Source organism: Pantanalinema sp., from assembly GCA_036704125.1.
In the GTDB taxonomy this organism is placed as follows: domain Bacteria; phylum Cyanobacteriota; class Sericytochromatia; order S15B-MN24; family UBA4093; genus JAGIBK01.
In genome coordinates, this window is record DATNQI010000081.1 from 1 (window position 1) to 16,954 (window position 16,954).

General features: G+C 64.9%; 15 protein-coding genes and 1 tRNA gene. 7 read left to right on the forward strand and 9 right to left on the reverse strand.

From position 1 onward, the window contains the following. Positions 1-66: 66 nt before the first annotated feature. The 3 genes from V6D00_12945 to V6D00_12955 form a co-directional block, all read right to left on the reverse strand. A complete protein-coding gene (locus tag V6D00_12945) occupies positions 67-516 on the reverse strand; it encodes a hypothetical protein (GenBank protein HEY9900081.1) in 450 nt (149 codons plus the stop codon). Between the two features lie 177 nt (positions 517-693). Continuing rightward, positions 694-767, reverse strand: a tRNA-Arg gene (locus V6D00_12950). A gap of 115 nt (positions 768-882) precedes the next feature. Beyond that, positions 883-3,135 carry a glycoside hydrolase family 57 protein gene (locus V6D00_12955; GenBank protein HEY9900082.1) on the reverse strand — a complete coding sequence of 751 codons (2,253 nt, stop codon included), beginning with the start codon at positions 3,133-3,135 and terminating at the stop codon, positions 883-885. Positions 3,136-3,295: 160 nt separating this feature from the next. Between V6D00_12955 and V6D00_12960 the strand changes: the two genes are divergently transcribed. After that, positions 3,296-4,285, forward strand: coding sequence for a hypothetical protein (locus tag V6D00_12960; GenBank protein HEY9900083.1), 990 nt, complete (start codon positions 3,296-3,298; stop codon positions 4,283-4,285). Positions 4,286-4,305: 20 nt separating this feature from the next. After that, positions 4,306-5,190, forward strand: a complete 885-nt coding sequence (gene rfbD, locus V6D00_12965; GenBank protein ID HEY9900084.1) for a dTDP-4-dehydrorhamnose reductase — start codon at positions 4,306-4,308, stop codon at positions 5,188-5,190. Positions 5,191-5,230: 40 nt separating this feature from the next. Here rfbD and V6D00_12970 read toward each other — a convergent pair whose 3' ends face one another. The 3 genes from V6D00_12970 to V6D00_12980 all read right to left on the reverse strand — a co-directional run bounded on the left by V6D00_12970 (position 5,231) and on the right by V6D00_12980 (position 7,205). Further along, the gene (locus V6D00_12970) at positions 5,231-5,959 is read right to left on the reverse strand and encodes a lysophospholipid acyltransferase family protein (GenBank protein HEY9900085.1); all 729 of its coding nucleotides are present in this window, start codon (positions 5,957-5,959) and stop codon (positions 5,231-5,233) included. Position 5,960: 1 nt separating this feature from the next. Then, entirely contained in the window at positions 5,961-6,182 is a 222-nt protein-coding gene (locus V6D00_12975; protein ID HEY9900086.1) for a hypothetical protein, read from the reverse strand. 90 nt (positions 6,183-6,272) lie between these two features. Beyond that, entirely contained in the window at positions 6,273-7,205 is a 933-nt protein-coding gene (locus tag V6D00_12980) for a class I SAM-dependent methyltransferase (protein HEY9900087.1), read from the reverse strand. 370 nt (positions 7,206-7,575) lie between these two features. Here V6D00_12980 and V6D00_12985 point away from each other — a divergent pair, with 370 nt between their 5' ends. The 5 genes from V6D00_12985 (at position 7,576) to V6D00_13005 (ending at position 14,625) form a co-directional block, all read left to right on the forward strand. Further along, positions 7,576-9,354: a hypothetical protein gene (locus V6D00_12985; GenBank protein ID HEY9900088.1), complete on the forward strand. Its 1,779-nt coding sequence runs from the start codon at positions 7,576-7,578 to the stop codon at positions 9,352-9,354. Continuing rightward, complete coding sequence (locus V6D00_12990; GenBank protein ID HEY9900089.1) at positions 9,351-11,060, forward strand: ABC transporter ATP-binding protein; 1,710 nt, start codon at positions 9,351-9,353, stop codon at positions 11,058-11,060. Before V6D00_12985 ends, V6D00_12990 begins: the two co-directional genes overlap by 4 nt. Positions 11,061-11,195: 135 nt before the next feature. Next, positions 11,196-12,419, forward strand: coding sequence for a glycosyltransferase (locus V6D00_12995; GenBank protein ID HEY9900090.1), 1,224 nt, complete (start codon positions 11,196-11,198; stop codon positions 12,417-12,419). A gap of 26 nt (positions 12,420-12,445) precedes the next feature. Further along, a complete protein-coding gene (locus V6D00_13000) occupies positions 12,446-13,615 on the forward strand; it encodes a DegT/DnrJ/EryC1/StrS family aminotransferase (GenBank protein HEY9900091.1) in 1,170 nt (389 codons plus the stop codon). Between the two features lie 8 nt (positions 13,616-13,623). Next, positions 13,624-14,625 carry a hypothetical protein gene (locus V6D00_13005; protein ID HEY9900092.1) on the forward strand — a complete coding sequence of 334 codons (1,002 nt, stop codon included), beginning with the start codon at positions 13,624-13,626 and terminating at the stop codon, positions 14,623-14,625. Between the two features lie 16 nt (positions 14,626-14,641). On the opposite strand, the gene V6D00_13010 is transcribed toward V6D00_13005, so the two are convergent. The 3 genes from V6D00_13010 to V6D00_13020 form a co-directional block, all read right to left on the reverse strand. Next, on the reverse strand, positions 14,642-15,436 hold the full coding sequence (locus tag V6D00_13010; protein HEY9900093.1) for a class I SAM-dependent methyltransferase: 795 nt from the start codon (positions 15,434-15,436) through the stop codon (positions 14,642-14,644). Next, positions 15,433-16,161 carry an FkbM family methyltransferase gene (locus V6D00_13015; protein HEY9900094.1) on the reverse strand — a complete coding sequence of 243 codons (729 nt, stop codon included), beginning with the start codon at positions 16,159-16,161 and terminating at the stop codon, positions 15,433-15,435. The genes V6D00_13010 and V6D00_13015 overlap by 4 nt, the downstream gene beginning before the upstream one ends. 19 nt (positions 16,162-16,180) lie before the next feature. Next, a partial coding sequence (locus V6D00_13020; GenBank protein HEY9900095.1) for a GDP-L-fucose synthase occupies positions 16,181-16,954 on the reverse strand: 774 nt, incomplete at its 5' end.

Genomic DNA, 16,954 nt, shown 5'->3' on the forward strand with positions numbered 1-16,954 from the left:
AGAAGGCCCCTTACTACCGCGGCAGGTAGTAAGGGGCCTTCCGTTTTTCAAGTTCAATCGAAGTCGTTAGGTTCCGGTGTTCCGATGCAGGATGCGGTCGGCGACTCCCGAGCGATCCAGAAGATCGACAATCTGACCGAGGGTGATCGAGGCTTCCTGGGGGTCGACCTGAATGCGCTTCTTGGCCTCGAGGCGGTCCATGCCATCCTCGAGGAGGCGCCGAAGGAGATCGCTCGGATTCACTCCTTCATCCCGAGCAAGGGCCTTGAGGCGCATGATCCCATCGGCCTCGGCAAGCCAGCGATCGAGAAATGTTGTGAAGGGCAAGGTCGAGGGTTCCACCCACGTTCCGAGGTCGCGCTCTCGGAGCACCTTGTTGAGGTACACCTGAGCGTCCTTCTTGGCCCCATGGATCGTTTTGTTGTGAAACTTCTGCTTGCCAGTCTCTGGGTCGCGCCCGAGGAATACCTTGATCTGCCAGCGACTCTCGCCCCGTTTCGTGATGTTTCCCGCCATCGTCTCCTCCTTATCGACGGACGGTAGCCGCGATACATCTGCAAAGGTAGCAAATGCTTGCTCTCTTCGCAGGGCGTCCTCGGAGGCGTGGTCAGATCGGCTGAGTTGTTTCGCAGGAGTTTCGCAGAAATGGAAAAGCGGGCCCGGCACAGTAGCCGAAACCCGCTTCATTCCTAGCGCCCCCGGAGAGACTCGAACTCCCGACATTCTCCTTAGGACGGAGACGTTCTATCCAACTGAACTACGGAGGCAGTGCGCCCATTATAGCCGCGAACGGCCCTCCCCGGCAAGCCGGCAAGAGCTTCCAGGGAAATCGCCACCTCAGGGCGCCTGCGGCGGTACCAGAGGCGGCGATGCCTGACCATTTCAGATGCTCTGCGGCGTGAGCGCCCGGAACGTCGCCAGACGTGCAGGAAGCTTCAGCGAGAGGGGCTGCTCTTGCGGCGCGACCTGCTCCAGCCTGCCGTCCCGGCCGAGCGCGGCGACCACCCAGATCTCCTGCTTCGGCACCACCGACAGCACCCGGAAGGGGATCGCGAGGTCGAGAGCCCCCTTGTAGGCCGCATGGGCGCCGAGGTCGATGGGGATCCAGCGATGGGAGTCACCGGCGAACGAGATGGTCGCCGTCGGCTCCCCCCATGCGTACCGGATCTCGTGGGCGAACTGGTACCCCTTCGTCGCGCCCGTGGCGCTTCCGGGCGCGAAGTTCATGGGCGAGTTGATGCGCGGCTGGCCCGGGTAGCAGATGTAGATCGCAAGCGCCTCGTCAGCCGACGGCTCGAAGGAGTCCGCGAACTCGACTCGCAGGAGCAACTCGCGCTCGTTGTGACCGTAGCGGACCAGGCGGATGCCGCTCGCAGCGGCGTGCATCGCCCCCTGAACCGCATGCGGGTCGTACACCCCCGAGCCCTCCCAGTCGCTCTCGGAATGGAGCGTGCCGTCGAGACGCGGATCAACCGGCAGATAGGGGAGCGAGGGCAGCTTGGGCAGCGGCTTGTTGAGCGGGTACTCCAGCGCTTCGGGGAGCGGCATCTCGAGCAGGCGATACACGTTCTGGAGGTGAAGCCGGAACTGGTAGTCGAAGAGCTCGTCCTGGCCCGAGTTGTGGCCTTCGCCGAACCACCAGTACCAGTCGCTGCCCTGGGCGATGTAAATCTCCTCGCGCGCCTGCGCCCAGCCCGCGATGCCTCGACCCTCCTTGGATGCGAGCGCCTCGCGCGCCCTGGTCAGGAGCTCCCAGGCGCGGTTCTTGGTCGGATCGCCGATCCAGGTCGTGAAGTCCGAGTAGATCCACGAGCCGCTGAACAGATGAGTCAGGGTCTCGCGCGGCGGGTTCGCCGCGAGGTACTCCCCGACCGTCACCATCTCGAGCGAGGGGTCGTCCGAGACCTGCTGGTAGAAGCTGCGCAGGAACTCGGCCCCGTCCTGGGCGTAGTGCTCCCAGCAGTTCTCGCCGTCCAGGGCGATGGTCACCAGGTGCGGCGCGTCGCCGACGCGCTCCTGGATGCCCTTGAGGCGGCCGATCAGGTCGTTGGCCGCCTGGACGCCGCTCACCTTGCTGTACGAGAAGCCGATGAGGTCCGAGAGCACGATGTCGCGGAAGACCATGGCGACCTTCTTGCCCTCGATCTCCACCCAGTAGGGCTGGTAGAGGGCGTGAGGATCCAGCAGCTGGCCGTGCGCGTCGCGCACCATCTTCTTGTCGAGCGTGCGCGCGAGCACGCCCTCGTCGCTGATCATCCACGTCACGCCCTCGGCCGCGAGCAGCGGCACGACCTCGGGGCTGACCGACTGCTCCGACGGCCACATGCCGGCGGGGCGATAGCCGAAGTGACGCTTGAAGAAGTCGAGGCCCTTGCGAACCTGCGCCTGCGCGTCCTGGGGGTACTGGAAGCGCGCCCCCGGCAGGCTCAGGCCAGGGCGCGCCACCCGCGCCGACTCGGTGTCGACCAGCAGCGGCAGGATGGGATGGTAGTAAGGCGTCGTCGTGAGCTCGACCTGGCCGGCCTCGACCAGGCGCTTGTAGGTGGGGATGATGCGGCGGATCAGCTCGCGCTGCTTGCTGATGACCAGCTCGCGATCGCCCTGGGTGAAGTTTCGCCCCCGCTGGATCAGGGCCTGAAGGTCCGGGTCGGTCTGCTGCCAGAGGGGATCGAACCATGCCAGGTTGAACCAGACCGTGAGGTCCGCCCACTCCTGCGCGTCGAACTGACGGACGGCCTTCTCGAGGGGGAGCTTGGCGAGCAGCGCGTTGCGCTTGAGGGCGAGCTCGTGGTAGCGCGGGTGCTGGACGAGCATGCGATCCCAGTTGAGGTCGAAGAAGCGCTCGAAGACGTAGCACTTGTCGTCGAGGCAGAACTCGCGCACCGGCATCAGGGTCAGCTCGAGCGCCCGGTCCATGGCGCCGTGGTGGCCGTAATCGATCAGCTGCTCCAGCAAGGAGGGCACGAGGTTGAAGTTCTGGTGCAGCGCCGGGTACTGATCCAGGATCTGCGCCATGTCCAGGTAATCCTTGACGGCATGCAAGCGCACCCAGGGCATCAGGTACTGACCGGTCAGGCGGTCCTTGTAGAGCGGTTGGTGCATGTGCCAGACGATGGCAATGCTGAGCTTAGACACGGGCGGCTCCTTGATTTCCCTCGCCGCGCGAGGGAGGTCCCTTGAGTGCTGGCGCTTGGCAAACCCATATTCTACCATGGGCAACAGAGCGGGCGGTTGCTGACTCGAAGGCGTGGTATGATGGACGCGTCGCACTTCCCACCCTATTTCGAGGCCTCAGATGCCGTCCATTCGTCGGCCGAGGGGACGTTCTCCCCGCCTGGTTTGTACCCTGCTCTGCACCGGTCTCATCGCTCCCCTGGTAGCATGGACGTCGCCGGCCCTCGCCGCGCCCAGGCCCCAGGTCTCGGTGCGTGACGGGGCGCAGCGCGGCACCAGCGATCAAGAGATCGGCATCTGGGCCAACTCGCCGCAGACCGAGGTCTCGGTGCGCAATCCCGCGGGCGGCTTCCTGCGGGCCACCGTGCGCTGGCGCAACGTGCCCAAGGGCGCCTTCCTCGTCTCGCCCGAAGGGGTCGCGGACGCCCCCAGCCGGGAGGGCACCACCCTCTCCAGCCGCCTGCTCGTCGCGGGCAACAGCGAGGCGCGCTGGAAGCTGGACCCCAACCTCAAGGACGACTACTCCTTCGTGGTCTCGGGGGGCGAGATCGCGGCACTCGAACTCGCCAGGCGCGCGGGCGGCGTGGACTTCGGCCTCCACCTCGGCAACGCCCTCAAGCCCCTCGACAAGACCCTGAGCGCCCTGTCGCAGCTGCCCTTCCCGACCTACGTGGTGCCGGGCAACCGCGATCGCAAGCAGGACTACGTGGCCCGCACCGGCGAGGTCCGGCGCGAGTTCGCCATCGGGCGCGATCGCTTCCTCGTTCTCGACAACGCCGAGGATGCCAAGTTCTCGGGCGCCCAGCGCGCCTGGGCCGCCGCGCGGCTCAAGGCCTACCGGGCCGAGGACGCGCGGCGCGTCTTCGTCTTCATGCACTGGCCCATGGTGGACCCACGCAGGGGCAAGAACGCCGCCATGTACGATCGCCAGGAGATCCGCGCCCTGCAGGCCCTGTTCAGGGAGAACAAGGTCTCCGCGGTCTTCTCGAGTCACATCCCCATCGCGGACATCAGCCAGCGCAGCGGGGTGGACTACTACATCGCCGGCCCCGGACACGCCATGGTCGTGCGGACCCAGGGCCCCAGCCTCTCGATCCGCGCCCTCCCCTAGCGAAGAAGGAAGGTACGACAATGAAGGTTCTGGTTGCGGGCGCAAACGGCATGCTGGGGCACGACCTGATCCCGGCCCTTCGCCTCGCCGGCCACCTCGCCGTCTCGAGCGGCGTCCTGGCCTCGGATGATCCCGACTTCGTCAGCATGGACATCACCGACCTCGCCCAGGTGCGCGAGGTCTTCGCTGCCGTTCGGCCGGACGCGCTCATCAACTGCGCGGCCTTCACCAACGTGGACGGCGCGGAGAGCGACGTGGACGGCGCCTACCGCATCAACGCGCTGGGCAGCTGGAATCTCGCGCTTGCCTGCCAGGAAGCCGACATCCCCCTCATGTACGTGAGCACCGACTACGTCTTCGACGGCGCCAGGGGCAGCGCCTACGACGAGTACGACACCCCCAACCCCCAGGGCGTCTACGGGCGCAGCAAGCGCGCAGGCGAGATCCACGTGGAGCGCCTCTGCCCCAGGCACTACATCGTCCGCACGTCCTGGCTCTACGGCCATGGGGGCAAGAACTTCGTCGAGACGATCATCAAGGCGGCGAGCGAGCGTCCCGAGCTCAGGGTCGTTAATGACCAGTGGGGCACTCCCACGCCCACCGTCGAGCTGGCCCGTACCATGTGCCGGTTGCTGGAGACCGGGCGGTACGGAACCTACCATGCGAGCGGCGAAGGCGCCTGCACCTGGTTCGACTTCGCCGCCGAGATCGTCGCTCAGGCCGGGCTGCAGACGCCCGTGCTCCCGCAGTCGACCCAGGAGAGCGCGCGCCCGGCGCCCCGGCCGGCTTACTCGGTGATGGACAACCTGGCGCTGAGGCTCGCCGGCCTTCCTTCCCACCTGCCCTGGCAGGAGGCCCTCAAGCATTACATGAGCGCCCGTCCGGCCCCCTCGGCGCTTCGCTAGAGGGGACGGACCGCGGGGTGCCTCTTGCCGGGTTTCGAGGCTAGGGGCGTCTCAGGCGCTCGATTTCATTCCGAACGTCGGCCATCAGCTCGTTGCGCCGCTCGAGGCCATAGCTGGCGGCGTCGATCGGGTCGCCGTACCGGACGGTGACCTTCTGGTCGAGGTAGGCCTTGAAGCTCTTGGGGCGGATGATGTCCCGGGCGCCCACGATGCCGACCGGCACGATCTTGGCGCCGGTCTGCAGGGCGAGCATGAAGCCGCCCTTCTTGAAGGGTAAGAGCGAGCCATCCCGGCTGCGGGTGCCCTCGGGGGCGATCCAGACGTTGGTTCCCTCGGTCATCTGGGCGCCGCCTTCCTTGAGGCTCGCGAGCGCCTGGCTGCGGTTCTTGCGGTCGACGGGGATGAAGCCCGCGACCTTGAGGGCGGGGCCCCAGATGGGCACCTTGAACAGCTCGGCCTTGGCGACCATGCGCGGGGCGCGCGGGGCGGTCGCGAAGATGAGGGGGATGTCCATCAGGCTCTCGTGATTGGACATGTAGAGGTAGGCCTGGTCGGGGTCCAGCCGGTCGAGGCCTTCGACGGTGATCTGGGCGCGGGAAAGGCCGAGGATGTGCTCCCCCATGTGTCTGGCGCGCGCATCGACGACCTCGGGGGTGAGGCGCCCGCGATTGGCGTCCCAGAGGGTCTGGGCGCTGACCTCGAGGACCTTGAGGATCGCTCCGAGGGTCCCGACGAAGCTCGACTTTTCCTGGGGGAGCACGGTCTGCATCTTATCCCTCGACCTCGGGCAGGCAGTCGAGCAGGGTCTGGACCTCGTCGCGATACTCCTCGTAGTCCTCGATGCTCAGCTCCTCGCCTTCGGCTTCTTCCTTGAGGGCCTCGGGGTGCTCGGTGTAGTAGACGATCTCCTCTTCGATGTCCTCGAGGCGCTCGCCGAGGAGGTCGCGGAGGATGATGAGTTGCTCGTGGGTCACTTCGATGGTGTGCTTCATGGGTGAGGGTCCTTTCGATAGAGGGCTGTTCCTGATTCTATCAGCTAGGGTGCGCCCATGACCATGAAGGACGCTGTGGAGGCGCCGTGGTTACTTGATTTTCCGGATCCAGAAGCTTCCCGGCCAGTTTTTTTCCGGATCATAGACGGGGAATGCTTCCTTCAGCTTGTCGCTGTGCCGCAGGTGCATGTAGCTTCCGCCCCAAAGCACCTCGAAGCTGTCGTTGAAGGCGAGAAAGGCCTGCAGGATATACTGCTCGGTCCAGAAGATGTGGCGCTTGTTGACCCATTCATGCGGGTATTCCGCCGGGAGGAAGATGTCGTGCAGGTGGATGACGACTCCCGGTTTCAGGCGAGGGAGCAGTTCCAGCAGCTCGTACTGAACGTCGCTGCCAATTTTCAGGACATGCGATGAGTCGATGAAGAGGATGTCGTTTTCGCCGAGCTTGGCGAACTCCTCCCAGGGAATCTCCTGCACTTGCTTGGGCACCAGGGCGCCAAGTCCCGGGAAACCCGCCCTCAGCACCTCGTTGGGATAGGGCTCGAAGGCGACGAGCTCGCACGAGGTGCCCGCGGATTCCCGGTTCTTGAGCAGCGCTTGCGCCGAAAGATAGGTGCTGTTTCCCGAGCCGATCTCGAAGATGCGGCTGGGCTTGAAGTGGCGGACCATGCTGTAGAGGATCTCGCCGTCCACTGCCTTGAAGGATGGGTTGTTCGAGTAATACTGGTGGGGGATTTCCGTCTTGGCCGCAGGCAGGGTCGCGTACTCCGGACGGTAATCGTCCCGGAACCGCTGCAAGAGCTCCAGCTGAGTCGCTTCGTTGAAGTTGACGCCGACACAGGCCGAGGGAGACTTCCAGAGGGAAGCCGGCAGACGGCGGGTGTCGGGAATCGGCTCGTAGAAGTGATTGGGAACGACATGAATTCCGAGCCGCTGCCAGAACTGGAAGAGTCGCTTGACGCCAAGCAGGAATAGAGTACCCGGGGCTCTGGACAGCTTGCCCTTTAATTCGGAACTGATCACGCGAGAGTGCCAACCTTTCAGGACGCCAAGGCACCGAGATTCTAGCAGGTTTGCCGTGTGGCGCCCAGGCCCCGATCGCAGGCGGGTCATGTTTCGGTGGTTATTGAAGGGAAGGCCTCTGTCGAGGGCGAGAGGCAAGTGCTGACTTGACCACGGCATGGTGCGATGGTACTTCTATATCGCTGCGAGAAGCTCTGGCGATGGGTCATATCATCATTGATAACGTCGATGGATTTCAGCTCGCCGGCCGTGCGCGATCGCGTCGGGGCATGCTTGCCGTATGCCTGAATGAACGCCTTGCTTCGTGCGCGCCTCGGTGGCCTTTTGCATTCGAGCGAACAGCGGCAGGAAAGCACAGGATGGAGAGGTCATGGCGAAGATCGTTTCTTTTGCACCTCATTCGGCGATCTGGCGCCACGCCTTTCCGGAGGCCCTGGTCGCGGAGGCCTTCGAGCAGGCAGGACACGATGTCTTCTACGTGACCTGCGGCGAGCAGCTCCAAGGCTACTGCGTCGCGATGCGCGCGCACGGCCTGAAGGCGACGGCGGATTCCACCGAAAAGCAGCGGATTTGCAAGCAGTGTCGCGCGTCCGCGGACGTGATCAAGACCAGCTTCGGCTTCAGGGGATGCGACCTCAGTCAGAAGCTATCACCGGCCGAGGTGCGCGAGGCGGAGCGGATCGTCGCGGAGGTGCGACAGGATGATTTCCTGGAGTTGCGGGTGGCCGGACTCGAGATCGGTCGCCTGGCCTTGTACGAGCTCCTGCTCGAGCACAAGAAGCTCGACCTGAACTTCTCGCCCTCCGAGTGGGAACAGTACCTCGGCATGCTCCGGAATGCACTGTACGCCCTCTTCGCGGGAAGCCGCATCCTCGACGAGGAGCGGCCGGACAAGGTGATCGTTTACAACTCCCTGTACTCGGTCAACCGGGTGTTCGTCGAGCTGGCGAAGTCCCGAGGGATCCCGGAATTCTTCCTCCATGCGGGAGGGAATCTCTCGGATCGGCTGCAGACCCTCATGTTCGGCCGCAGCAGCACCTTCCATTTCATGAAGTCGGTGATCAGGCGCTGGGATGCCTTCCGCGACGTACCCCTGCCGGCGAGCGCCCTCGCGTACGTGACCGAGCACTTCCTGACCCTGTTCGAGGGGCGAAACGCCTTCGCCTACTCGGCCCCCGCGCAGCGGGCCGCGGTGGATGTGCGGGACTATTTTGGCGTACGCGCGGATCAGAAGCTTCTGGTGGCGACCATGAGCAGCTATGACGAACGATTTGCCGGCGAGACGGTGGGCGCCTTGCCTTCCGACTACGCGCTGGTATTCCCAAGGCAGCTGGACTGGATCAAGCAGCTGATCGCTTTTGCGAAGCAGCGTCCAGACCTGGCCCTGGTCATTCGCGTGCATCCGCGCGAGTTCCCGAACAAGCGCGAGGGCGTGAAGTCCGAGCATGCGAGTCTGCTCGAGCGCGAGCTGGTGGACCTGCCGGGCAACGTCAAGGTGAATTGGCCGACCGATCAGCTGTCGCTCTACGATCTCGCCGAGCACACCGACGTGTTTCTGAGCGCCTGGTCGAGCGTGGGCAAGGAGATGGCCCTGCTCGGCCGTCCCGTGGTGATCTACTCGCCGGATCTCGTTCTTTACCCGGCCGATCTCAACTACGTCGGCACCACCCAGGAGGAGTACTTCCGGCAGATCGAGCAGGCGCTGCAGGACGGCTGGAGCCTCGAGAACGTGAGGAAGGCCTATCGCTGGTACTTCCTGGAGTTCGGTGCCGCGACCGTCAACATCGCCGACAGCTTTTCCTTCTCGGAGCGGCCGTCGAAGAACCTTCTGCGCCGGATCCGGCACAGCCTGGAAAGCCGCTTTGCGCCTTCCACCCGGATGCGCACCGATTGTCGCCGGCGCTCAAGGCGCCTCAAGGCGGCCGAGGTCCTCGACGCGGTCCTGCGCGAGGATGCGGATTCGCCGCTCTCGATCGGCGCGCCGCCTCCGTTGCCGCAAGCGTCGCTGGAGGATGAGACGCGTGCCCTGAAGGCCGAGCTCGGGCGCTTGTACCGGGCGCTCTATGGGGATCGTCCCCCGGTGCAGGAAGGACGTGCGCTCAGCGCATGCCTGAGAAGCGTCGCCTTCGAGAAGGTGGGGCAGCGGTGAGCCAGCTGACCTACCTGTCCAGCCTGATAAGGTTCGCCTTTCGCCACAACCGGCTGTTTTACCTGGTGGTTTTCCTGTCGGTCCTGTCGGTTTTCGTCGAGCTGCTGGCCATGAACAGCCTCTTTCCCCTGGCGAGCTTTGCCGGGGGGAAGCCCTTGCCTGCCAGCGATCTGACGGTGCGGGCGCTCGCTTTCCTGGGCCTGACGCCGGGCATCCGCGTCTTCGTTCAGCTTTTTGCGTTTCTTTTCATGCTGCGCCTGCTCACGCAGCTGGTGAGCCAGGGCCTTGCCGCCTACCTGGCGAAGCGTCTCCACGCGCAGCTCTCGTCGCAGGCCTTCAGCACCTTCGTCAAGGACTACAGCATCGAGGAGATCGAGTCCAAGAGCATCGGCACCTTCATCAGCCTTGCGGGCGACGAGGCGTTCCGGGCCAGCACCGTCATCGTCACCCTGAGCACGTTCCTGAGCCTTCTTCTGCTCGCCCTGTTCTACTTTGCGGCGATCGCCTACCATTCGCCCATGACCGGCGCTGCCGTCGTGGCCTTCCTGCTGGTGACGTTCGTGAGCATGCTGGGCATCTTCCGCAAGTCGCAGGCGCTCGGTGCCCGGAAGGTCGACGAATCGCGGGCGGTGAACTCGTTCTTCCTCGATGCCTTGAACGGCTTGCGCGCGGTCAAGGCCTTCTCGGCCGAGGGCTACGTGACGGGGACCTACCGGCAACAGATCTTTCGTTACACCAGGACCCTGTTCCTGAGTGATTTTCTGACCCATGTGTCGCGGACGGCGCCGGTGGTCATCCTGCTGCTCGTGCTGCTCGCCTTCTCCATCGGGAATCCCGCCGCCTTTCAGGACGGCCTTGATTTCGCGTTCTGGGTCACCATGCTGTTTTTCCTGATCCGCTTCTTTCCCGTGGTGGGTCAGTGCCTGAACGTGTTTCTGAGCATCCTGGCGGACGCCAGGATCGGCAAGAACGTCACCGCTCTCATCGATCGCGCCGGCGACGCCTTGCCGCAGGCGCAACGGGTGCTCGATCGCAAGGTCGAGGCGGTTCGCTTGACGGACGTGTCCTTCGGGTACGGCGAGGGGCCGAACGTTCTTCAGCAGCTCAACCTGAGCTTCGAGCACGGCCATTCCTACGCCATCGTCGGGCCTTCAGGGAGCGGAAAATCGACCCTCCTGGATCTGCTGCTGAAGTTCTACACCCTGAGCGAGGGGGATATTCGCTTCGACGACTGCTCGATCCATGCCCTGCAGACCGAGAGCCTGCGCGCGAGGGTGGTCCTGCTCGGGCAGCAGACGACGATCTTCAACGACAGCGTGCTCAACAACGTCAAGCTGGGCTTCGAGGCGGAGCCCGCTCAGGTCGAGGAGGCGTGTCGCCTCGCCTGCATCGACGCGGAGATCATGGCCCTGCCCCGGGGCTATCAGTCGCAGCTGAACTACCAGGGAAGCAACCTGTCGGGGGGCCAGCGCCAGCGCATCGGGATCGCCCGGGCGCTCTTGCGCCGCTCGGACGTGCTGATCCTGGATGAGTGCACGAGCGCCCTGGATCAGGGGACGTGCCACGCCGTGGTGGAGAACATCCTGTCCCACGCGCGGGATCGGATCGTGATCTTCGTGACCCACGATCCCTGGATCGTGGGCCGGGTGGATCACGTGATCGATCTCGAGCGCCACGAGGACCTGACCGTGCCCGGTGCCGGCTGAGCCGCGTCGCGCGCGTGAACATCCGCGAGGCCTGGGGTAGAATGAGGAGGCTCCAGGCGCACGACGCTTCGTTCCGATTGATGCGGCCGCCTGCCGTGCGCAAGCCCCGTCCCGTGCGAGCGATCCGGTAATGATATGCGGCTGCTGAAACTGACGACCCCCTACCCGGCCTACCTTCGACGGTTCTATGCGGCGCGGCCCGAGCTGGTCGGCGCCTCCTACCAGGCCCAGAAGGATGCGCTGGCGCACGACGCCTTCGGCCTGACGGACTTCTGGCCCCACGGCCTCGGCGAGCTGGGTTACGACGCCGTCGAGCTCCAGGTCAACAACGTCCACCTGCAAGCCGCCTGGGCGGCGGAGAACGGGGTCGCGCAAGGTCCTGACCCGCTTGCGCTCGCGCGCGAGCAGGTCAGGCGGTTTCAGCCGGACGTCCTGGTCGCGGACGACTACGTGACCTTCTCGTACGACTGGCTCACGGAGCTCAAGGAGGCCGTTCCTTCGATCCGCCTCACCCTGGGCTGGTGCGGCGCGCCGTATCCCGACGCGAAGGTGTTCAATGCCTACGACATCGTGCTCTCCTGCATCCCAGAGCTCGTGACGCATTTTCGCACGCTCGGGCACGTGAGCGAGCACCTCAACCACGCCTTCGATCCGCGCATCCTCGCTCGGCTAGGCGAGCCCACCCAGCAGGATATCGCCTTCTCCTTCATCGGCAGCATCGTGCGTGCGAATCGCTTCCACCAGCAGCGCGAAGCCATCCTGCTCGGCTTGAAGGACGCCGTTCCGCTGCAGATTTTCGCGCCGTCGGCCCAGAGCTCCTGGCGCGACGATCTCACGACCTTCGCCAAGCGCACCCTCTTCCGGGCGATGGATGCCGGCAAGCAGCTGGGTATCCCGGCCGAATCGCTCGCGAGGTTGCCGAAGGTCGGGCGCGCCGCCAGCTGGGCCCAGGCTCCGGAATACCCGGTACACCGAGGCCTCAAGCCCTTCATGCGCCCGCCGGTCTTCGGACTCGAGATGTATCGCACGCTGCTGCGCTCGAAGGCGACCTTCAACTCCCACATCGATATTTCCAGCAACTCCGCGAGCAACATGCGCCTCTTCGAGGCCACCGGGATCGGCGCATGCCTGGTGACGGACTGGAAGGACAACCTTCACGACCTGTTCGAGCCGGATGCGGAGGTGGTCACCTACCGATCCGCCGAGGAGTGCATCGAGAAGGTGAAATGGCTGATGGATCATCCTCGCGAGCGCGATGAGATCGCGAGGCGCGGACAGGTCAGGACCCTGCAAGCGCACACGGTCAGCCACCGGATGGCCCGGCTGGACGAAATCATCCAAGGCGCCGTGCGCCACTAGCCCCCGAGAACGAAAGAAGGGAACCGATGACCCAGACCCCGATTCGCCCGAAAGATAAGTTCCTGGTCTTTGGCGCGCCCCCCATCGAGGACGCCGAGATCGCCGAGGTGGTCGCTTCCATGAAAAGCGGCTGGCTGGGCACGGGGCCCAAGGTCGCGACCTTTCAGGATGATTTCAAGGCCTACCGCGGCGCCTCGCACGCCGTCGCCGTCAACTCCTGCACCGCCGGACTTCACCTGAGCATCCTGGCGGCGGGGATCGGGCCGGGCGATGAGGTCATCACCACGCCCTTGACCTTCTGCGCCACCGTGAACGCGATCATTCACGCCGGGGGCACGCCCGTGCTCGCGGACGTGGACGAGACCATGAACCTCGACCCTGCGCGCCTGGAGGAGAAGATCACGCCGCGCACCAAGGCCGTCGTCCCCGTCCACTTCGCCGGCCGGCCGTGCGACATGGACGCGATCATGGCCATCGCCCGGCGCCACGGCCTGAAGGTGATCGAGGACTGCGCCCACGCCATCGAGACCGAGTACCGCGGTCGCCCTGTCGGTACCTTCGGGGATTTCGGCTGCTTCAGCTTCTACGTGACCAAGAACATCGTGACCGGCGAGGGCGGGATGATCCTCACGGAGAGCGACGAGGCCGCCGCGCGCCTGAAGACGCTCGCGCTGCACGGCATGTCCAAGGATGCCTGGAAGCGCTTCAGCGACGAGGGCTACAAGCACTACCAGGTGGTCGAGTGCGGCTTCAAGTACAACATGATGGATCTGCAGGCGGCGATCGGCATTCACCAGCTCAAGCGCGTCGAGGCCTACTGGCGCCGTCGCGAGGAGATCTGGCAGCGGTACATGGCTGCCTTCGCCGATCTGCCCGTCACCCTGCCGCCGGCGCCCGAGGAGGGCACCCGCCACGGCTACCACCTGTTCACCTTGCTCATCGACGAGGCGCGCGCGGAGATTTCGCGGGATGCGTTCCTCGATGCGATGACGGCCGACAACATCGGGGTCGGCGTGCACTACCTGAGCGTGCCGGAGCACCCCTATTACCAGGAGACGTTCGGCTGGCGCCCCGAGGACACCCCCAACGCCATGCGCATCGGTCGCCAGACCGTGAGCATCCCGCTCACGCCCAAGCTCACCGACGAGGACGTGGCCGACGTGATCGCCGCCGTCCGCAAGAACCTGAGGGGCTAAGAGGCCGCATGCAGCACTTCTTCACCTTCTTCGATTCCTACTACCTGCTGCGCGGGATGGCGCTCTACCGGAGCCTTAAGCGCCACTGCCCCGAGTTCACCCTGTGGATCGTCTGCTACGACCAGGCATGCCACGACTTCTACACCGGCCTTGCGCTGCCCGAGGTCAGGCTCATCACCGAGGCGGACTTCGAGGGGGACGATCCGAGGCTTGCCAAGGCCAAGCAGGAGCGATCGCGGGTGGAGTACTACTTCACCTGCACGGCCACGATCTTCCGGCACCTCTTCGAGAGGGATCCGAGCATCGATCTGCTCACGTACCTGGACGCCGATCTCTACTTCTACGCGAACCCGGCGCTCATGTTCGAGGGGCTCGGCGACTTCTCCGTCGCCATCACCCCCCACCGCTTCCCGGCGGGGTACGAGCACCTGGCGAACCACGGCAAGTACAATGCAGGCTTCGCGGTCTTCCGAAACGATGCCCGGGGCCGCGCCTGCCTGGACTGGTGGCGCGAGCGCTCGATCGAGTGGTGTTTCGACGTGCTGGACGGGGACCGCTACGCCAACCAGAAGTACCTGGACCAGTTCCCCGTCCTGTTCCAAGGCGTCGCCGAGATCCAGCATCCGGGGGTCAACCTGGCGCCCTGGAACCTGGCGGGCCAGGCCGTGACGGTTCAGGACGGTGAGGTGCGCGTGGGTGACCACCCGCTCGTCTTCTACCACTTCCACGGCCTGAAGAAGCTCAAGCCGTGGCTCTTCGACCCGAATCTCTCGCCGTACGGCGCGCGACCGACCTCGGCCGTGCGCAGGGCGATCTATGCGCCGTACCTCGACGCGCTGCGGGAACTGGATGTCGAGTTTGCCCAGGTGTCCGGCCAGACCACGGTCGGGCAGGGCCATCGCTTGAGCGACAGCACGGTCCACCCGGTTCGCGCCATGGCCAGAGCCGTCCTGGCCCAGACAGAGCTGGCCAAGCGGGTGCTGGGCGGGCATTGCCTGGTCTATCGCTAGGCTGGGGGCAGGGGGGCTAGGCCCCCTGCTTGCTTAGCTCGCTCGCTCGGGTCATCGACGGCCAGCCGCTCTCCAGCGGGAGAATGCCGTCCGATGCGTAGAAGTACAGGTTGCGCCGGCCTTCATGCAGGGTCTCGAAGACGCAGACGTTCTCGAAGTGGGGGGAAAGCACGCCCACCAGGTCTTCCCGGGACTTGAACTCGTACTCGTGCTGGTGAAGGCTCTTCTTGCCGTCCTCTCGCTTGACGATGGTGGATCCGCTCAGGATGCCGCCGGGCTTCAGGCGGGACCGGATGTTGCGGAGGATGGCGCTCGTCTCTTCCGGCGTGAAGTGCGCGATGGCCGCATCCCAGACCACGTTGTCGAACTCGCCTTCCGGCAGGGACTGGCGGATGTCCGCGAGCTGGAACGAGATGTTCGGCCCGGCATGGTGGATGCTCGCGTGCCTGACGGCGGCCGGGTCGAAGTCCACCGCGATCATGTGCGCGACCTTGTGCGAGTAGAAATAGTGCGAGATGAAGCCGTCGCCGCAGCACAGCTCGAGCAACGTCCCCCCTTTTTTGATGGCGAGGAGGTTGTAGCAGCCTCGCTCCATGATGAGGGGGGTGCGGGTCTTCCGCCACTGGTTGTAGAGATCGATGTTGTGGTCGAACCATTCCGGGTTGGGCAGGACCTGCCACTCCATGATCAGCTGAAGCTGGTGGGTGAGGGACGCGGCGGCGCGCGTGCCCTGGTTCATGCCCTTGATGAGCGCGAGCAGCGGGCCTCCGACGAAGCCCATGCGCAGGATGGATTTGATCAGTCGCTTCATGCTTCTTTCCTCGGATGGGTGTCGGGGGCGGGCTCGAGCGCTCTGAAAAACACGGTATTGAGCGTTTTTGCGACCATCTCGTAACCCTGATCGGTGAGAAAACGAACCGTCTCTTGATCGCTCATGGCGTGCAGGTTCAGGCCGAGGCACTCGATCAGGATGAAGGTCGGGCGGAAGCGCCGCCAGTCATTGGACTGCAGCACCTCGAGATCGTAGCCTTCCACATCGACCGAGAGGAAGTCGATGGTCTTGCCGGGAGGGACGTGCTCGGCGAGTAGCTCGGCCAGCGGCCGCGTGCGCAGCTTTTGCTCGGCGACGATCCGGAACGCCTCGGACTCGCGCGAGCGCGCCAGGGCCTCGTCGAGCGAATTCAGGGCCGGCTCGTTGAAGATGTAGAAGGTCAGGTCCTTCGGCTCTCGCGCGATCGCCGCTTCCAGGTTGATGTCGCGCGGGCGAAGCTGCTCGAACGGTCGCATGGAGCCTGGCATGGCGTCGATGTTGATCCCCGACCAGCCCCGCTTGTAGAAGTAGTAGGTGTTCGAGAAGCGCTTCGGGTGATGCGCGCCCACGTCCACGTAGAAGCCGGATCGCCTGTCCGCAAAGAAGCGACGGAGGATCATGTCCTCACCTTCCTGCGAATAGGACTTTGCCGCCCAGCCGTCCAGGTAGCGCCGGTTGAGATCTCTCAACCCTTGCTTGGCCAGGTGAAGGGGGTTGCTGGTCATCCGGGAGCTGTCCCTCGCGTCAGCCATGGCTCGGCTGCGCCATCGTGCTGCGGAAGGCGTCGTAGGTGGATTTCAAGCCTGCTTCGAGCGGGATCGAGGCGGCCCAGCCGAGCTCGGCCAGGCGGCCGACATCCAGCAGCTTGCGCGGGGTTCCGTCGGGCTTCGACGCATCCCAGACGACCTCGCCCTCGAAGCCGACCACCTTGGCGATCAGCGCCGCGAGTTCACGGATGGTCACGTCCGTGCCGGTGCCCACGTTGATGGGGGCATCCCCCTCGTGGTGGTTCATCAGGAACACGCAGGCATCCGCCAGGTCGTCCACGTGCAAAAACTCGCGCCGGGGCGTGCCCGAGCCCCACAGGGTTACCGGGGTGCCGTTCACCTTCGCCTCGTGGAACTTGCGGATCATCGCGGGCAGGACGTGCGAGGTCAAAAGGTCGAAGTTGTCGTTCGGCCCGTAGAGGTTGGTCGGCATGGCCGAGATGAAGCGGCTGCCATGCTGCTTGTTCATGGCCTGGCACAGCTTGATGCCCGCGATCTTGGCGATCGCATACCACTCGTTGGTCGGCTCGAGCGGGCCGGTGAGGAGGTACTCCTCCTTGATGGGCTGAGGGGCGAGCTTGGGGTAGATGCAGCTCGAGCCCAGGAAGAGCAGCTTCGTCACGTGGGCGGCGTGCGCCGCCTGGATGACGCTCGACTGGATGGCCAAGTTGTCGGCCAAAAAGTCCGCAGGGTAGGTGTCGTTGGCGTGGATGCCCCCCACCTTGGCCGCGGCCAGGAACACGTACTCGGG